This is a genomic window from Chryseobacterium vaccae (genome assembly GCF_009602705.1).
Classification (GTDB): Bacteria; Bacteroidota; Bacteroidia; order Flavobacteriales; family Weeksellaceae; genus Chryseobacterium; species Chryseobacterium vaccae.
Map to the genome: position 1 here is coordinate 32168 of NZ_VSWH01000001.1, position 16577 is coordinate 48744.

Sequence of the window (16577 nt, forward strand, 5' to 3'; positions counted from 1 at the left end):
AGATCCTAGACATCAGACTCTAAGTCTGTAATCTTAAATCTGACATCTAACATCTGAATAATGAAAAACATCGTTGTACTCGTTTCCGGCTCAGGAACCAATCTTCAGAGAATCATTGATACCATTGAAGCAGGTGAAATAGAAAATGCAAAAGTATCTTTGGTTGTTGCAGACAGAGAATGTTACGGACTGGAAAGAGCAAAGAATCATGCTATAGACCATATACTGATTCCAAGAGGAAAGAATTTCAGCAGTGAACTGGCGAAAGTAATTCCTGCAGATACAGACCTGATCGTTTTAGCAGGATTTTTATCCATTTTAAAACCTGAGTTCTGTGAAAACTGGAACGGAAAAATTATTAATATCCATCCTGCATTGCTTCCGAAATTCGGAGGAAAAGGAATGTGGGGAATGAATGTTCACAACGCGGTTATTGAAGCAGGAGAAAAAGAAAGCGGAGCTACCGTACATTTTGTAACCTCGGGAATTGATGAAGGAGAAGCTATTCTTCAGAAATCATTTGAAGTAACAGCAGAAGATACCCCGGAAACATTAGCTCAGAAAGTCCACCAGATTGAATATGAGATATTTCCATTAGCCATTAATAAGGTCCTGGGAAACTGATAATGTAACAATCTAACAATCTAACAATGTACCAGTTTACCAATCATTTATTGTTACATTGTTAAACTGATACATTGTTACATTAATAAAAGAATCTAAGTAAAATAAAAATAAGTCCGGAGGTGAAAGAACCGGCTACAGTTTGAAATAGCTGTAAAAAGTAAAAATTGAAAGTCCCGAAAGGGCGGTTGAAAACAAGCATAGGGTGAAATCCTATGAAAAAATCGAAAGTAAAATGAGTAAAAAGAGAGTTTTAATCAGTGTCTCAGACAAAAGCGGATTAATTGAATTTGCACAGTTTTTGGAAAACCAAAATTATGAATTGATCTCCACAGGAGGAACATTCAAGCATTTGAAAGACGCTGGCTTAAATCCCATTCAGATTGATGAGGTAACCAATTTCCCTGAAATGCTTGACGGAAGAGTGAAAACCCTTCACCCGAAAGTTCATGGAGGACTTTTAGCAGTCCGTGCCAACGAAGAGCATATGAAAACCGTTCAGGAACACGGAATTGGTCTGATTGACATGGTGATCGTAAACCTTTACCCTTTCTTCGAAAACGTAAACAAAGACATTTCTTTACACGAGAAAGTAGAATTTATCGACATTGGCGGTCCGTCAATGCTTCGTTCTGCTGCTAAGAATTTTGACTCTGTTACCGTAATCACGGATGTAGAAGACTATACGGCTGTAAAACTGGAAATGGAACAGAACGGAGATACGTATATTGAAACCCGTAAAAAGCTGGCAGGAAAAGTATTCAACCTTACCTCTGCTTATGATGCAGCTATTTCAAGAATGCTTTTAGAAGAAGACTATCCTGCTTACTTAAATGCTTCCTACAAAAAAGTCGCAGACCTTAGATACGGCGAAAACCCCCATCAGACGGCAGCTTACTACGTTTCTACTTTCGAGAACGGTGCTATGAAAGATTTCAAACAGCTTGGCGGAAAAGAACTTTCTTTCAACAACCTTCGTGATATGGATCTTTGCTGGAAAGTAGTGAATGAATTTAAAGAAGAAATGGCGTGTTGCGCTGTAAAACACTCAACCCCTTGCGGTGTAGCCATCGGAACTTCAGCACTGGAAACCTATCAGAAAACTTTCGAATGTGACCCGGTTTCCATCTTTGGCGGAATTGTTGCAATGAACTATACAATTGATGCTGCTACAGCTGAAGAATTAAATAAAACCTTCCTTGAGATTGTAATGGCTCCTAACTTTGATGAAGAAGCACTGGAAATTTTAAGAAAAAAGAAAAATCTTAGAATCATCAGGATTGTAAACCCTGTTTCCGATAAGCAGACATGGGTAAAAGTGGATGGAGGAATCCTGGTTCAGGATAACGACACTCATTTCTCTGATGACATCAAAGTAGTTACAGAAGTACAGCCTACGGAAGAACAGAAAAAAGCACTGCTTTTCTCCCAGAGAGTAGTAAAATACGTAAAATCAAATGCTATTGTGGTTTCCAACGGAATCCAGGCTTTCGGGATCGGTGGCGGACAGGTAAACAGAATATGGGCAACACAGCAGGCCATTGAAAGAGCAAAAGAGAAATTCTCCGGAGATCTTGTATTAGCTTCCGATGCGTTTTTCCCTTTCCGTGACGTAGTTGATTTCTGCGCACAGGAGGGTATCAAAGCAATCATCCAGCCGGGTGGAAGTGTAAAAGACCAGGACAGTATTGAGGCCGCCAATGAGCATGGTATCCCGATGATGTTCACAGGAGTCCGACACTTTTTTCACTAATTAAAATAGAATTAAAAAATAATTAGAGATTGTATTTATAGCATCCAAAATTATATATTTGTAGAATAAGACTAGATAATAAATAAAGTATGAGAATATTAATCATAGGTGAAGGCGGTAGAGAATCTGCTCTAGCAGCAAAGCTTCAGAATGACCCGAGAATTTCTAAAATGTTTTTTGCCAACGGGAATGCTACTACCGATGTAATAGGGAAAAATGTTCATTTATCAGAAATCAAAGAACTTAGAGATTTCGCGATCAAAGAAAAGGTAGATCTTACGATTGTAGGTCCGGAAGCACCTCTGGTAGCAGGTTTGAAGGATGAATTTAAAAAGCACGATCTGAAAGTTTTCGGTCCGACTCAAAAAGTGGCGAGCCTGGAAGGAAGTAAAGCTTTCTCTAAGAAGTTTATGCAGACCTATGATATCAAAACAGCTAAAGCTGTAGTATTTGATTCATACAACGATGCTAAAGAATACGTTCAGAAACAGCAGTTTCCTTTAGTAATCAAGGCCAGCGGTCTTGCAGGAGGAAAAGGAGTGGTGATCTGTGATACGCTGGAAGAAGCAGAAGCAACCATCCACGACTTCATGATCAGAAGAATCTATGGTGACGCGGGAATCCGTTTAGTTATTGAAGAATATCTGCAAGGTTTTGAAGCTTCCATCATTGCATTCTCAAACGGTGAAAAGCTTTTCCCGTGTATCGCAGCAAAAGATTATAAAAAAGCCGGAAACGGTGATACAGGTCCAAATACAGGAGGTATGGGATCAGTAGCTCCAAGCCCGGAATTTACGCAGGAACACTACGCTGATTTCGAGAAAAATATTTTAGAACCTACCATTAAAGGTCTTAAAGGAGAAGGTTTCAGCTTCAAAGGAATCATTTTCTTCGGATTAATGGTTACCAAAAACGGAACTTACCTTCTTGAATACAACATGAGATTTGGAGATCCAGAAACTCAGGTACTGATGGCCCTTATGGAAAACAATCTTTTGGACGTGATCCAGGATTGTATGGACGGAAAAGATATCGAGCTTAAATTCAAAGACGAAAAAGCAGTATGTCTTGTCATGTGTTCAGGAGGATACCCAAGAAACATCGAAACCGGTTTTGAAATCTCCGGTGAAGATAAAATGAAACACAGCAAACTTTTATATGCGGGAGCTATCAGAAGAGGAGACAAAGTAGTTTCAAACGGTGGAAGAGTGCTGAACATTGTAGCTACAGGAGCTACTTACGATGAAGCCCGCAAGAAAGTTTACGAAGACGCAGGTCACGTACACTTCGACTACGGTTTCTATAGAGAAGACATCGGAAAGTTTTAATAAAAATCACGAAAAAAGATTTGGATCACCTCCAAGTCTTTTTTTGTAAAACAGTTAAATAAGCAATAAGCTTTAGGCTACAGGCAGTATGCTTATTGCGGTATGGAAAGCTTATAGCCTGAAGCCTATTGCTTAAAGCTTTTAAATTAATCATCATTTATCAATTATCAAAAATGAACAACGGTATTATTATCTTAGACTTCGGATCCCAGTACAACCAGCTTATCGGAAGAAGAATCCGTGAAATGGGAGTATACTCTGAAATCTTACCTTACAATACACCTTTACAAGATATTTTAGCAAAACAGCCTAAAGGAATCATTCTTTCCGGAGGACCAAGCTCTGTAAACGCAGAAAATGCCCATCTGGTAGAAAAAGCATTATACGAACAGGGAATTCCCGTTCTTGGAATTTGCTACGGAATGCAGATGACTGCCCATCTTTTGGGAGGTAAGGTAAACAAAGGAGAAAAAGGAGAATATGGTAAAGCAAACCTAGAGATCGTTAAAGAAAGCTCTTTACTGAAAGGAGTCACTCAAAACTCTGTAGTATGGATGAGCCACTTTGATGAAGTAGGAGAACTACCGGCAGGCTTTAAACTGAATGCAAAATCAGGAGTAATTGCTTCCATCTCTAATGAAGAAAGTAAAATTTACTGTGTTCAGTTCCACCCGGAAGTTTCCCATACCGAAGAAGGCGGAAAAATGTTGGAAAATTTCGTTTTCGGAATCTGTAATGCAGAAAAAAACTGGAAACTAACCAATTATATCGAAAAAACAGTTGAAGAAATCCGTGAGAAAGTTGGAGACAACAAAGTAATCCTTGGACTTTCAGGAGGAGTAGATTCTTCTGTAGCAGCTGTTTTGATCCATAAAGCAATTGGCGATCAATTGACTTGTATCTTCGTAGATACAGGATTATTGAGAAAAGATGAGGGGAAGAAAGTAATGGATCAATATGGAGAGCATTTCCATATGAACATTAAAATGGTAGATGCTAAAGAAAGATTCCTTTCCAAATTAGCCGGAGTAGATGATCCTGAGGCGAAAAGAAAGATCATCGGAAACGAATTCATCCACGTATTTGACGAAGAGTCCCATAAAATTGAAGGCGCTAAATTCTTAGCTCAGGGAACCATTTATCCTGATGTAATCGAAAGCCAGTCTGTAAACGGACCATCTGCAGTAATTAAGTCTCACCACAACGTTGGAGGACTTCCTGAAGATATGGAATTCGAGTTATTAGAGCCATTAAGAGAGCTTTTCAAGGATGAAGTAAGAAGAGTTGGAGAAGAATTAGGCATTCCTCACCATATGGTATACAGACACCCGTTCCCTGGTCCGGGACTAGGAATCAGAGTATTGGGAGCTGTAGATGCAGAAAAAGTAAGAATCCTTCAGGAAGCGGACGATATTTTCATCGAAGAACTGTATAAAAACGATCTTTATGAAAAAGTATCCCAGGCTTTCGTAGTCCTTCTTCCCGTAAAATCTGTAGGAGTTATGGGAGACGAAAGAACTTACGAATACACCGCAGTCGTTCGTTCAGCCAACACTATCGACTTTATGACGGCAACGTGGAGCAGACTTCCTTACGAGTTCCTGGATACCGTTTCCAGCAGAATCATCAACGAAGTAAGAGGAATCAACAGAGTAGCTTACGATATTTCAAGCAAACCACCAGCAACCATTGAGTGGGAATAATTTAAACTTGAATTGAGAATATAAATCCTGCCCATTTGGGTAGGATTTTTTATTGGATATTATTGAAATAAATAAAATAGAATCAGTCACAAAATTTGAGAATAATATATTTTATAATTATGGAACATCCTCATTTACTTTAAAATAAGACTTTGTTAAGTTTATGATTTTAGCAAAAGAGTTCAACTAAGAGCAATAGGTTTGCCGGATTGACCCAGGAAGCAGTCTCAATTTTTAGCGAATGATTCCGGTCTTGAATTTTGTATACTTTTTTTGACTACGTCGAAGCTTCGATTTCAAGAAAAAGTATAATAAGAAAAAAATAATCCTAAGCTTATGTTCATCCTGGTCGTTTGTTGATTCCAGCTTTTGAGCCTGAATCATAAAATGTACAATATGGCAGTTAAATTTATATAAATGATGGAAGAAGTACCTTTATATAAAGATTTAAATAAAATATTTTCCCTAAATTTAAGTAAAATTACATCAAATGCAAATAGAAACAAGGCCCCTGAGTGTTCAGGATTATGAAGAACTGGCAGAAACGATGAAAAGGGCTTACCCGCAGATGTCGGAGTCTATATGGTCTAAAAAAAGCATTGAAAAGCTTACCCGGATGTTTCCGAAAGGGCAGATCTGTATTACGGTAGACGGAAAACTGGCCGCCGTGGCGCTTTCAATTATTGTTAACTATGAAGAATTCGGGGACGATCATACCTACAGCGATATTACAGGAAATTATACCTTCAATACCCATTCAGATACCGGAAATGTACTGTACGGAATAGAAGTGTTTGTAGACCCTGAATTCCGTGAACTGCGTCTCGGAAGGAGATTGTATGATGCCCGGAAAGAGCTTTGCGAATTATTAAACTTAAAATCCATTATCCTTGGCGGCAGAATCCCGAATTACAACAAATACAGCCATGAATTTTCTCCAAGAGAATATATACGTAAGGTAAGAGATAAAGAGATTTATGATCCCGTATTGTCTTTCCAGCTTTCCAATAATTTCCTGCCGATCAGGGTTCTGAGAAAATACCTTCCCGAAGATGAAGCATCAAGAGAAAATGCGGTTCTTCTTCAGTGGAATAATATTTATTACAGCAAGCGCCCGAATACCATGCAGGACAGCATTATCCGTTTGGGATTGGTACAGTGGCAGATGAGGCATTTCAAAGATATTGAAGCGTTTTATGAGCAGGTAGAATTTTTCGTGAATGTAATGGGAGATTACAAATCAGACTTTGTCCTGTTTCCGGAATTGTTCAATACTCCTTTGCTGGCTCCCTTTAATAAACTTTCAGAAAGAGACAGTATGATCGAACTGGCCAAGCTTACCGATCAGATAAAAGAAAAGATCTCAGAACTGGCCATCAGCTATAACGTGAATATTATTTCCGGTAGCATGCCTGTTTTTGAAAACAATGAACTGTATAATGTAAGCTATCTTCTTCATCGTGACGGACGTATGGATGAATACAGAAAAATTCATATCACCCCGAATGAAAAGAGATACTACGGAATGAAAGGAGGCAGTGAGATAAAAGTATTTGATACCGACTGCGGAAAAATAGGATTGGTCATCTGTTATGACGTAGAATTTCCGGAATTGCCAAGGATTTTGGCAGATCAGGGAATGAAAATCCTTTTCGTTCCTTACCTTACCGATACACAGAACGCCTATATGAGAGTCCGCCACTGTGCGGCAGCGAGAGCTATAGAAAATGAATGTTACGTAGCCATTGCAGGTTGTGTAGGAAACCTTCCAAAGGTGAACAATATGGATATTCAGTTTGGACAGGCAGCCGTATTTACCCCGTCTGATTTTGCGTTTCCATCCAATGCCGTGAAAGGAGAAGCAACTCCCAATACAGAAATGACCCTGATTGTGGATGTAGACCTCAATCTGCTGAAAGACCTTCATCACCACGGTTCCGTTCAGGTAATGAAAGACAGAAGGAAAGACCTTTACGATACCTATCTGAAATAACAACAACTATTATATTACTTAAAACCACCCCGGCAGAGGTGGTTTTTGTTATGGCATAAATCTGCTTCCTAAATTGCACTAGCGAACCTATTAATTTATTTCGCCTTTAGCCAGTATAATTTCAGTTCTCAAAAATGTAGATCTAGATAAAATCTTGTATTTCAAAAATAAGCGAAGCGGCTTTGTTTATCTTAAACACACAGCTGTTAATTATCTTTGTCTGCCTTTGCGATTAATAAAAAAAACGTCCCAACTTGTAAGATTCTTAACTGCATTATACAATGAAAATTAGAGGAAGAAATATTAATGGGTACTTTAGACTTTAAAATTAATGTAGTTAATCCAGATCTGCTCACGATCCCTGTTTCTCTCAAAATTCTTCAGCATAAATTCACAGTCATATTTTACTTTTTCATTGAAATATAATTTTTCATTGATAAAAACTTTAACCTTTTTATCAACATCAATCATTTCCGGAGAAATATTAATAGAAAAAGATCCGATACGGGAAGTCTCTATCCGGAAAACATTCTGAGCATATTCAGCCTTTATTTTTCCTGATTTTCTTGGAAAGTCAAAAGCATTTTTATCTGTATTTTCAACAACTAAACTGTCATTTTTATCATATTTCAGCCATTTTGTGATTTTGAAGTTCAGTTTTTTATGCCAAACAGCTGCAGATCGTAGCGTATCCCTTTTTATATCGGATAACCAGTCAATAGTTCCATATCTTTCATCATCAGATTCCCACGAAATTTCTTTAGGAAACGGATTTCTTTCCCGGTTTTTCATATCATTAAAAATAATCTGATAAGCAGGTTCGGAGGCATTGTACATAGGAAATGAATGCGGAAATCCATTATAACGGTACTCCTTATAATCGGCCTTTATTCCATGCATCATTTTTGTGAGATCGTCATTAGCATTAGTTGGATAATAGTAATCCTGATCCGTAGAAAAATTAATGAACGAACGGTTTTTTATATTTTCGATAAAAGTTCCGCCGGTAAAAACTTTAGGATAGGTATTCAGGCCGTAAAAGCCGGTAAACGGAGAAGGCTGCTTCATCAGATAGGAAAATGATCCGGTTGCTCCATTGGAATGGCCTGAAATAAAAACCTTGTTGTCATCAACGTTAATTGTTCTTTTGATCTGTTTCAGAATTTCGGGAACCATGAAAAAACCGTCATCAGAGGTCATCCAGTTGTAGGCTTTGCTGGCTTGTGGGAAAACCAGGATGACATCATTTAAGTCGGCATACTTGGTATAATACCTGTTCCAGCTTCCAAGATTTTGCTGAGGGATCTGAAAGTCTGCTAAAGTACTGAAACGTACGGCTCCATGTAGAAAAAATAAAAGTGGATACTTTTTTTTCGGATTATAGTCTTTCGGTAAATGAACAAGATAAGAAGTTGTGGCAGAATCATTTATTTTGAATGAAACAGAATAATTCCGCTGTGCTTTGGGTAGAAACGGAGCATAGTTTTTTATATGATTGTACAATACATCAGCATTTTCCTTCTCATTAAAAGAATATTCTTTCATCTGGAAAAACTCGTCCTGAATTTTCTTTAAATTATTGTAAAACTCTTCTTTATAAGGCACTGTACTTTGCTTCAGGGCTTTCCATCTTGGATCAGCCAGCAGGTTTTTATAGTCACTTTCTGAAGATTCATCTTCAATATAGCTCCATCCCGGATAAGTGCTTTCTGTAGCTTTTATTTTAATAAGTGGAGTAAGATATTGGAAAGCCTTATCATAGTTTTTCAGTTCTGAAGCTAAAACAGACGCATTATAAAGCCCCGTTCCGTCGATGCTGTCGGGATACATTCTGAAAGCCTCTTCATATAGGTTGAAGGCCTTCTGATAATCGGCTCCGTTTTCCGTTTCCTCCATGAGGTCCGATGCCTTTTGGGTCAGGACTGAATAACTTTGCTGCCCACTTATAAGAGATGCTGCCCAAATGAAACCTATTGTTAAATAATTCCTCATACATTAAAATCTGATGAGGCAAAACTAGAGATAAAAAGCCGAGGAAAATTGTAAAAATGGAACACATCAGGGAAGTAAACGCCAGAAAGTATCCTGGCTGCCTAAAACGGTTCCTTGGTCAAAGAAACTTTTTGGAGAGTTTTCTGTAAGGTTTTTATAGGCCTTGTTAAAATGTGACTGGTCATTAAAATTAAATTCATAAGCCAGTTCTGTAAAACTTCTGTCCGGATTTTCAAACAGTTTTTCATTTACTGTTTTTCTGAAGAGAACAATTTCATGAAACTTTTTAACCGAGACGCCTAAATGAGCTTGAAAGTTTCTGTTCAGATGCTGTCTGCTGATTCCTATGGTGTCAGAAAGTTCAGTCACGGTAAAACTTTCACAATGATTGAATATATACTGAATGGACTTTTCCAGAATAGAATTTTCGAAGGGAATGAATCTTTTTTTCAGAGAAGCATCCAGTAAATGAGTAAGCAGTTGCGTATCTGTCGTCGAAAAAACTTTATTTAGTTCGTCCGGACTTAAGAACTCAAGGTGGTTAAGACTCTTCGTAAAAGATAGGTTTCTGTAAAATTGCTGAACTCCCAAAGGATGAAATACAATCACGATTCTGTAAACTTCTCCATATTGTACAACGTTGAGAACCTTTTCGCGAATAGGAGTGAAGATCTGAAGTGCCTGAGCGGCCTCATCAAAAGCAACATCCCCTTTTTCTGTTTGAATATGGGATTTATGAAAAGAAATGGTATTGTTAAAGTGCGGAAAACACTGAAATGTATGGATGCTGTTATGCGGTTTCAGGTCCAGGTAATAATAATCAATATACTTTTTGATTGTCGGGTTTTTCGGTTGGAATGTTTCAAATCTTTCTCTCATAGGCAAGCTTCATTCTTATTCTGAAATATGTGCAATTTACAAAATAAACCAATAAAAAAGAGCAGATCAAAGTCTGCTCTGTATTTAAAATATTCTCAAATTTTATACATATTTAGGGCACACCACAGCCGGACAAATCATTCCCGGGCATCTTGGTCTTCCGTCATCAGGACAGCACTTATTAGAACAGTTTCCGATAATGATACCGCTTCCTGAAATAGTTTTTAATTGTTCTCTTGACAGTTTGCTGTTACGTAAATTTTTCATGTTGTAATATTTTATGGATTTGTTTTAATATTTGTACATGTAAATATATCAAATTTATTATAAATGATGCTTTTTCTTAATATGATTGAATTTAATTATGCAAAATACTGGTTTTGTGTTGAAATTTTTATTTGAGTGTTTCTGAACATTTTGCTTTAAGAATAACATCATCAATACCATTATTTCCTAATTGCTTGCTTTTCAACAGACTTTTACAAGCCTTTTCTTTTTGGCCTGTGGATAATAAAACTTCACCTTGATAATAAAGGATAAGAGGGTCATTAGGATTGTATTCCAGAGCCTTTTCAAAATCCTGCAATGCGGCATCATGTTTTCTTAATAAAGCATAGGCTGTTCCTCTGTACTCATAACCTTTTTTTGATTTTTCCAGACTTAATGACGTGTTGAGGTCGTCTATCGCTTCAGCAAACTTATCCATACGCATTTTGATATAGCCCCGGTTCAAATAACCTCTATAATTTTGAGGCTGTTTTTGTACAGAAATATCAGCATCAGCCAGAGCTTCATGATACATGCCAAGTTCAGCTTTGGAAGCTCCTCTTTCACTATACAGCCTGTAATCTGTGGGAGTTCTTTCCAATGCAATAGTATAACTCTCCACCGCTTTTGCAAACTGATTGGTTAATGCGTAATATTTTCCATAAAAAGCATAAACTTTGGAGTTTTGTGGGTCTAACTCAAGAACTTTATCAAAATCCTCTTTGGATTTTTTACCATCATAGGAGTAGAGATATGACATTCCTCTGTATAAATAAGAATCAAAAATATTTTCCCTGGCGCTGATCGCTTTATCAAAATAAGAAATAGCTTTTTGAAAATTTTGCTGGTCATATTCTTTGTAGCCCAGATCATAGTTAGATTGCCCGAAAAGAATATGAAAATTAAAGAGTGAGAATAATAATAGTATTGTTTTTCTCATAATTAAGGTATTATAGTTTTCTGTCTTCGAATGTAATAAAAAATGGGAATACTTTTTGACGTAAATTGCACCTACTATTTAAAATTTATGTTTGACAAGCAGCAAAGAAAACTGAAAAGGTCGGCCAGGCTTATTTCCGTATTGAGTAAATATGGATTTAAAGATATGCTGGCAAGGATGAATACAGGAAATAAACAGGAGCAGATTTCTTCAGATCCTGATGAGGTGATATCAAAAGGAACGGTCTACGAAAGAATCAGGCTTGTATTGGAAGAGCTGGGTCCCACGTTTGTAAAACTTGGCCAGACATTCAGCAACCGGGAAGATTTGCTGCCTCCGGAACTGATTCAGGAATTGCAGAAGCTTCAGGATAAAGTGGAAACAGTGGATATGAACGTAGAAGAAGCATTGGAAAATGAATTCAATATTTCGGTTAGAGATCACTTTCTGGAAATCACTAAAGATCCTTTAGCCACAGCTTCCATAGCTCAGGTGTATAAAGCCGTTCTGCTTGATGGCAGTCCTGTCATTTTAAAGCTCAAAAAACCGGATGTACAATCTGTTATTGAAGATGATCTGTTGCTGATCAAAGATATGGAAAAACTGGTATCTGCCTATTCGGAAATAGGAGAGAAGCTTAACCTGAAACAGGCTATTTCCACCTTCGAAAGATCCCTGTTGGAAGAAGTTTCCCTCATCAATGAGAAAAACAATATCCTGCAGTTCCGTCTGAATTTTAAGAACAACAAAGAAACCTATGTTCCGAAAGTCTATGAAGAATTTTCCAACAACAATATTCTTTGTATGGAATTCATCGATGGGATTAAGGTAACCGATAAATCAGTGCTTTTAGCTAATGGTATTGATCCGGTAAAAGTTTCGGAAGTAGGATTGAGACTGTTCGTTTCCCAGATCCTGGATTATGGTTTTTTCCATGCTGATCCCCATGCCGGAAATATCCTCGTGAAAAAGAACGGGAAAGTAGTCTTCATTGATTTTGGTGCCGTAGGAAAGATTCAGCCCAATGATAAGGAGATCCTTGAAAACCTTATTGTGAGTTTTGTGGCTAAAAATCCACACAAAATAGTCCGTTATCTCAAAAAAATGGCGGTCAGTTATGAAATTCCCGATGAGAGAAGATTTGAAAATGATGTGGAAGATATTCTCAATTTTGTCCACAGTTCTTCGCTGCAGAATATTGATGTACAGGTAATCATTAATAAAATGAAAGATATCCTGGCTCATAACAGGTTGTATATGCCGGATTATTTTTATCTGTTGTTTAAAGGGATCAGTCTGATAGAAGGAGTAGGAAGAAATATCAATCCCGATCTGGATATTGTGAAAAGCCTTCACCCGTACAGCCGGAAAATATTTACCAAAAAGATCAGTCCCAAAAATCTGTTAAAAACCGGAATGGACAGGATGATGAATTTCACCGATAATGTAGATGAAATCCCGAAAGAACTCCGTTCTGTTTTACAGAAACTGGATGAAAATAAATTCACCGTATCCACTGAAATCAAAAACATTGAAAAAACCAACCAGCTGATCAAATCAAGCGTGGTTAATCTGGTTTTAGCCATGATCCTGGGGGCCAATATCATTGCTACGGCGATTGTTTTTGTTTCCGAAACAGGACCCAGAATAGGAGAGCTGTCTCTGATAGCGATATTGGGTTTTATTTTTTCCGTATTATTAGTCATTATATTGTTGTTGAGAGTAGCCAGGAAATAACCATCACTTATAAAAAATATGAAAACATTTATTTTAACCGTCCTAACGTTTTGCAGTTCATTATTCATGGCTCAGGAAGTTGGAGAAAAGCTTCAGGGTGATTTTGACGGAAACGGAACAAAAGAATATGCCTATGTAAAAGTAAGCGATTGTGGAGACGAATGCGAAGGAAAGTGTGAGACCACTGTTTATTTCAGTGATAAAAACATGAAACCATTCGTTATTGCAACGGCGAATAGTGGAACCTTATACAATTTGGGAGACCTTAATAATGACGGTAAAGATGATCTGGGCTTTTATCCTAACTGGTGTACCAGCTGCTGGCATGCATTTTATGTATATACGTTAAGTAAAACAGGCTGGAAACCTTTGGTACCTTCTATTTCCACACACTGTTCCCAATGGGAGGAAGACAAATTCCCGATTAAAAAAGATCCGAAGAAGAAAGGATATGTAATTATTACCTCAAGCAAATTCGAGGACGATGATATTAAAATAAGCAGTAAAAGTGTTAAACTGTAGTAGGAGTTTTTGCCATTTAGCGGATGGCTTCCGACTCTTGTGGTGAACTTCCTGTCTCTGATTTCTGACTTCTAATTAAATGCCTATCTTTGCACCATGGAAAAACTCACTTTTGCAGATTTTGACCTGCCGGTTAAAATTCTTGATGTTTTAGCGGATCTGGAATTATTTGAGCCTACCCCTATTCAGGAGAAGAGCTTAAAGCCTATACTTTCCGGAAGAGATGTAATGGGAATTGCGCAGACCGGAACAGGAAAAACATTAGCTTACCTTTTACCCGTTCTTAAGACATGGAAATACAGTAAAACAGGAAATCCAACTGTTTTGGTACTTGTTCCTACAAGAGAATTAGTGGTTCAGGTAACTGAAATTCTTGAAAAACTGACAGAAAACATTACCGCAAGAGTGATCGGAATATATGGCGGGAAAAATATCAATACTCAGAAATTATTATTCAATGACGGTTGTGATATTTTAGTGGGAACACCGGGAAGGGTGATGGATCTTTCCATAGACAACGCTATTTCCCTGAAAGAAGTACAGAAGCTGATCATTGATGAATTTGATGAAATGCTTAATTTAGGTTTCAGACCGCAGCTGACCCATATTTTTGAAATGATGAAAGAGAAGAGACAGAATATCCTTTTCTCTGCAACGATGACAGAAGCCGTAGATGAGATGCTGGATCAGTATTTCGCAAGTCCGGTGGAAATTTCATTGGCAAAATCAGGAACACCCCTTGAAAAGATCGAACAGTCTGCTTATAAAGTTGAAAATTTCAATACTAAGATTAACCTTCTTGAACATTTACTGAAGAATAATGATGAAATGTCTAAGGTGTTGATTTTTAATAATAATAAAAAGAACGCCGATCTCCTATTTACCAAAATTGATGAACTTTTCCCGGAGCAGTTTGATGTGATCCACTCTAACAAATCCCAGAACTACAGGCTTAAGGCTATGAAAAGATTTGAAAAGGAAGAGGTCAGAGGATTGATTACCACCGATGTTATGGCAAGAGGTCTTGATATTTCAGATATTACCCATGTGATCAATTTTGAAACACCGGATATTCCGGAACAGTATATTCACAGAATTGGTAGAACGGGTAGAGCGGATAAAGATGGAAAGGCTATTACTTTTGTGACTAAAAAGGAAGAACCTTTAATTCTTGATATAGAGCTTTTAATGGATAAAGATCTTCAGTTTAATGATTTCCCTGAAGAAGTAAAGATCAATCCTAAGAAAATAGCTTCTGAAGAAGAGGTTGTTGCGATGAAAAATCCAGCCTCTGTAAAACTGAATGAAGGAGGTGGAGCATTTCACGAAAAGAAAGCCAAAAATACAAAAGAAAACTGGGGAGGCCCATCCAAAAGAAAAGCACCTAAAAAGTTTGGGGCCAACAGAGCTCAGCAAAAAGCGATTTCAAAATCTAAGAAAAAGAAATAAAAAAAGCTTCGTTTTAAACTGCCCCCAAAAAGTTAGACACTTTTTGGGGGCAGTCTATTTTTGGAGTTTTTATTAATTTATTTCATATAAGGTTTCATTTCCTTAGCCCAGATTTGGTATCCTTCCGGCTTAAAATGAAGCATATCTTCCACGAAGATCTCTTTTCTTACCTTTCCGTTAGAATCTTCCATAGCCTTGGTAACATCAATAAATTCAGCATTGGATTCTTTCTTCATAAAAGCGGCGATCTTTTTATTGGCTATTTTCATCTGAGGCCATAGCTTTTCTCTGCTTGGAGAGTACTTGATGGAAATATAATCGATTTCAATATTGGGAAACCTCTCACGTATTTTCCTGTAAAAAGCTTTATATCTGTTGACTACTTTTTGTGCTTTCAGCTTATGATTATCAGCAAAATCATTCTCACCACAATAAATGATGATCTGTTTTGGTTGATAAGGTGCTAAAAGGTCATCAGCAAAATCATTGAGATCAGTCAGGCGTGAGCCTCCGAAACCTCGGTTAATAATTGTTTTGTCTGGAAAATAATCAGCAACATCAGTCCATTTGGTGAAAGATGAGCTTCCTATGAGAAGAATGGCATCTTTGGGAGGTGGGTTTTCCTGATCGGCTTTTTTGAAATTCTGAATGTCCTGCCAGAACATCGGCTTTTTTTCCTGTGAAAAGAAAAGGGCAAAATACAGCAGCAGAAATGCTGAAAGAATCTTCTTCATTATAATCAGTTTTAAAATACAGGTAAAAATAATGAAAAACTCCCGATAAAACCGGGAGCTTGTCTATTATCTTTTATAAGTAATGTAGGTAACATCATCTACTTCGTCATCATTTTGATCGGAGGCCCCAAAAAGCTGTGCAACTTTCAGGTCCTGGCTGGTTAGTACTTCTACTCTGTACCATTTTTCATCGTCATTTTTAAATTTGGTACTCAGGAGTTTGGATTCCTGGTTGTAAGTAAATTCTCCATCATTTTTTGCATTGGGTGTACATTCAAGCCCCGTCCCTGAATAAGCAGTATAGCTGATGTAGTGATCACTTCTGAAATAAAGTGTATTATTGGCCATACAACCTGTAGGAACTTCAGTTTTAATAACAGTTTTATTATCCTTTCCAGAAATAATCTCTATTTTGCTGACTTTCCAATCCCCGCTCATCATCTCCAGTTCATAGGCTTCCATATTGTCATCGTTACAGGAAGTAAGTGCCAGCGCTGAAAAGGCAAATAAAAGTAGTCGTTTTTTCATTTTCACAAATTTAAGAATATGCTAAAATATAAATAAATTTGAAATATCTATAATGAAATAAAGCTTTTTTAAACAAATGTTTATAAATAAAACGATTCTTGGGTTAATATATGAGTTTTTTAACACGG

Annotated in this window: 14 protein-coding genes; 8 read left to right on the top strand and 6 right to left on the bottom strand. The window is 37.3% G+C overall.

All coding sequences use genetic code 11. The annotated features are described in order from the left end of the window. The first annotated feature begins 60 nt into the window (after window positions 1-60). The 5 genes from purN to FW768_RS00150 all read left to right on the top strand — a co-directional run bounded on the left by purN (window position 61) and on the right by FW768_RS00150 (window position 7401). The gene (gene purN / locus FW768_RS00130) at window positions 61-624 is read left to right on the top strand and encodes a phosphoribosylglycinamide formyltransferase (protein WP_153391253.1); all 564 of its coding nucleotides are present in this window, start codon (window positions 61-63) and stop codon (window positions 622-624) included. A gap of 235 nt (window positions 625-859) precedes the next feature. Continuing rightward, complete coding sequence (gene purH / locus FW768_RS00135) at window positions 860-2377, top strand: bifunctional phosphoribosylaminoimidazolecarboxamide formyltransferase/IMP cyclohydrolase (protein ID WP_153391255.1); 1518 nt, start codon at window positions 860-862, stop codon at window positions 2375-2377. An 89-nt stretch (window positions 2378-2466) separates the two neighbouring features. Beyond that, window positions 2467-3705 (top strand): phosphoribosylamine--glycine ligase, encoded by a 1239-nt coding sequence (gene purD, locus FW768_RS00140; RefSeq protein WP_153391257.1) that lies wholly within the window; start codon window positions 2467-2469, stop codon window positions 3703-3705. A 173-nt stretch (window positions 3706-3878) separates the two neighbouring features. Beyond that, window positions 3879-5408 (top strand): glutamine-hydrolyzing GMP synthase, encoded by a 1530-nt coding sequence (guaA, locus tag FW768_RS00145; protein WP_153391259.1) that lies wholly within the window; start codon window positions 3879-3881, stop codon window positions 5406-5408. Between the two features lie 490 nt (window positions 5409-5898). After that, the gene (locus FW768_RS00150) at window positions 5899-7401 is read left to right on the top strand and encodes a carbon-nitrogen hydrolase family protein (RefSeq protein WP_153391261.1); all 1503 of its coding nucleotides are present in this window, start codon (window positions 5899-5901) and stop codon (window positions 7399-7401) included. Between the two features lie 315 nt (window positions 7402-7716). On the opposite strand, the gene FW768_RS00155 is transcribed toward FW768_RS00150, so the two are convergent. The 4 genes from FW768_RS00155 to FW768_RS00165 form a co-directional block, all read right to left on the bottom strand. After that, window positions 7717-9393: an alpha/beta hydrolase-fold protein gene (locus FW768_RS00155; protein WP_153391263.1), complete on the bottom strand. Its 1677-nt coding sequence runs from the start codon at window positions 9391-9393 to the stop codon at window positions 7717-7719. Window positions 9394-9459: 66 nt separating this feature from the next. Then, window positions 9460-10272 carry an AraC family transcriptional regulator gene (locus tag FW768_RS00160; protein WP_153391265.1) on the bottom strand — a complete coding sequence of 271 codons (813 nt, stop codon included), beginning with the start codon at window positions 10270-10272 and terminating at the stop codon, window positions 9460-9462. 102 nt (window positions 10273-10374) lie between these two features. Continuing rightward, the gene (locus FW768_RS23455; RefSeq protein ID WP_185113845.1) at window positions 10375-10539 is read right to left on the bottom strand and encodes a hypothetical protein; all 165 of its coding nucleotides are present in this window, start codon (window positions 10537-10539) and stop codon (window positions 10375-10377) included. Window positions 10540-10666: 127 nt separating this feature from the next. Continuing rightward, entirely contained in the window at window positions 10667-11479 is an 813-nt protein-coding gene (locus FW768_RS00165; RefSeq protein ID WP_153391267.1) for a tetratricopeptide repeat protein, read from the bottom strand. A gap of 87 nt (window positions 11480-11566) precedes the next feature. Here FW768_RS00165 and FW768_RS00170 point away from each other — a divergent pair, with 87 nt between their 5' ends. From FW768_RS00170 to FW768_RS00180, 3 genes are all read left to right on the top strand, one after another. After that, the gene (locus FW768_RS00170) at window positions 11567-13216 is read left to right on the top strand and encodes an ABC1 kinase family protein (protein ID WP_153391269.1); all 1650 of its coding nucleotides are present in this window, start codon (window positions 11567-11569) and stop codon (window positions 13214-13216) included. 18 nt (window positions 13217-13234) lie between these two features. Beyond that, a complete protein-coding gene (locus FW768_RS00175) occupies window positions 13235-13738 on the top strand; it encodes a hypothetical protein (protein WP_231128601.1) in 504 nt (167 codons plus the stop codon). 96 nt (window positions 13739-13834) lie between these two features. Further along, window positions 13835-15187, top strand: coding sequence for a DEAD/DEAH box helicase (locus FW768_RS00180; RefSeq protein WP_153391271.1), 1353 nt, complete (start codon window positions 13835-13837; stop codon window positions 15185-15187). A gap of 77 nt (window positions 15188-15264) precedes the next feature. Here the strand turns inward: FW768_RS00180 and FW768_RS00185 are convergent, their stop codons facing one another. Beyond that, the gene (locus FW768_RS00185; protein WP_153391273.1) at window positions 15265-15921 is read right to left on the bottom strand and encodes a GDSL-type esterase/lipase family protein; all 657 of its coding nucleotides are present in this window, start codon (window positions 15919-15921) and stop codon (window positions 15265-15267) included. 66 nt (window positions 15922-15987) lie between these two features. Next, the gene (locus FW768_RS00190) at window positions 15988-16449 is read right to left on the bottom strand and encodes a lipocalin family protein (protein WP_153391275.1); all 462 of its coding nucleotides are present in this window, start codon (window positions 16447-16449) and stop codon (window positions 15988-15990) included. Window positions 16450-16577 lie beyond the last annotated feature (128 nt).

Bases quoted from the DNA above. Each gene is read 5' to 3' on its own strand.
- FW768_RS00165 (WP_153391267.1), bottom strand. From the start codon at position 11,479: ATGAGAAAAACAATACTATTATTATTCTCACTCTTTAATTTTCATATT.
- guaA (WP_153391259.1), top strand. From the start codon at position 3,879: ATGAACAACGGTATTATTATCTTAGACTTCGGATCCCAGTACAACCAG.
- purN (WP_153391253.1), top strand. From the start codon at position 61: ATGAAAAACATCGTTGTACTCGTTTCCGGCTCAGGAACCAATCTTCAG.
- FW768_RS00180 (WP_153391271.1), top strand. From the start codon at position 13,835: ATGGAAAAACTCACTTTTGCAGATTTTGACCTGCCGGTTAAAATTCTT.
- FW768_RS23455 (WP_185113845.1), bottom strand. From the start codon at position 10,539: ATGAAAAATTTACGTAACAGCAAACTGTCAAGAGAACAATTAAAAACT.
- FW768_RS00185 (WP_153391273.1), bottom strand. From the start codon at position 15,921: ATGAAGAAGATTCTTTCAGCATTTCTGCTGCTGTATTTTGCCCTTTTC.
- purH (WP_153391255.1), top strand. From the start codon at position 860: ATGAGTAAAAAGAGAGTTTTAATCAGTGTCTCAGACAAAAGCGGATTA.
- FW768_RS00190 (WP_153391275.1), bottom strand. From the start codon at position 16,449: ATGAAAAAACGACTACTTTTATTTGCCTTTTCAGCGCTGGCACTTACT.
- FW768_RS00150 (WP_153391261.1), top strand. From the start codon at position 5,899: ATGCAAATAGAAACAAGGCCCCTGAGTGTTCAGGATTATGAAGAACTG.
- FW768_RS00155 (WP_153391263.1), bottom strand. From the start codon at position 9,393: ATGAGGAATTATTTAACAATAGGTTTCATTTGGGCAGCATCTCTTATA.
- FW768_RS00160 (WP_153391265.1), bottom strand. From the start codon at position 10,272: ATGAGAGAAAGATTTGAAACATTCCAACCGAAAAACCCGACAATCAAA.
- purD (WP_153391257.1), top strand. From the start codon at position 2,467: ATGAGAATATTAATCATAGGTGAAGGCGGTAGAGAATCTGCTCTAGCA.
- FW768_RS00175 (WP_231128601.1), top strand. From the start codon at position 13,235: ATGAAAACATTTATTTTAACCGTCCTAACGTTTTGCAGTTCATTATTC.
- FW768_RS00170 (WP_153391269.1), top strand. From the start codon at position 11,567: ATGTTTGACAAGCAGCAAAGAAAACTGAAAAGGTCGGCCAGGCTTATT.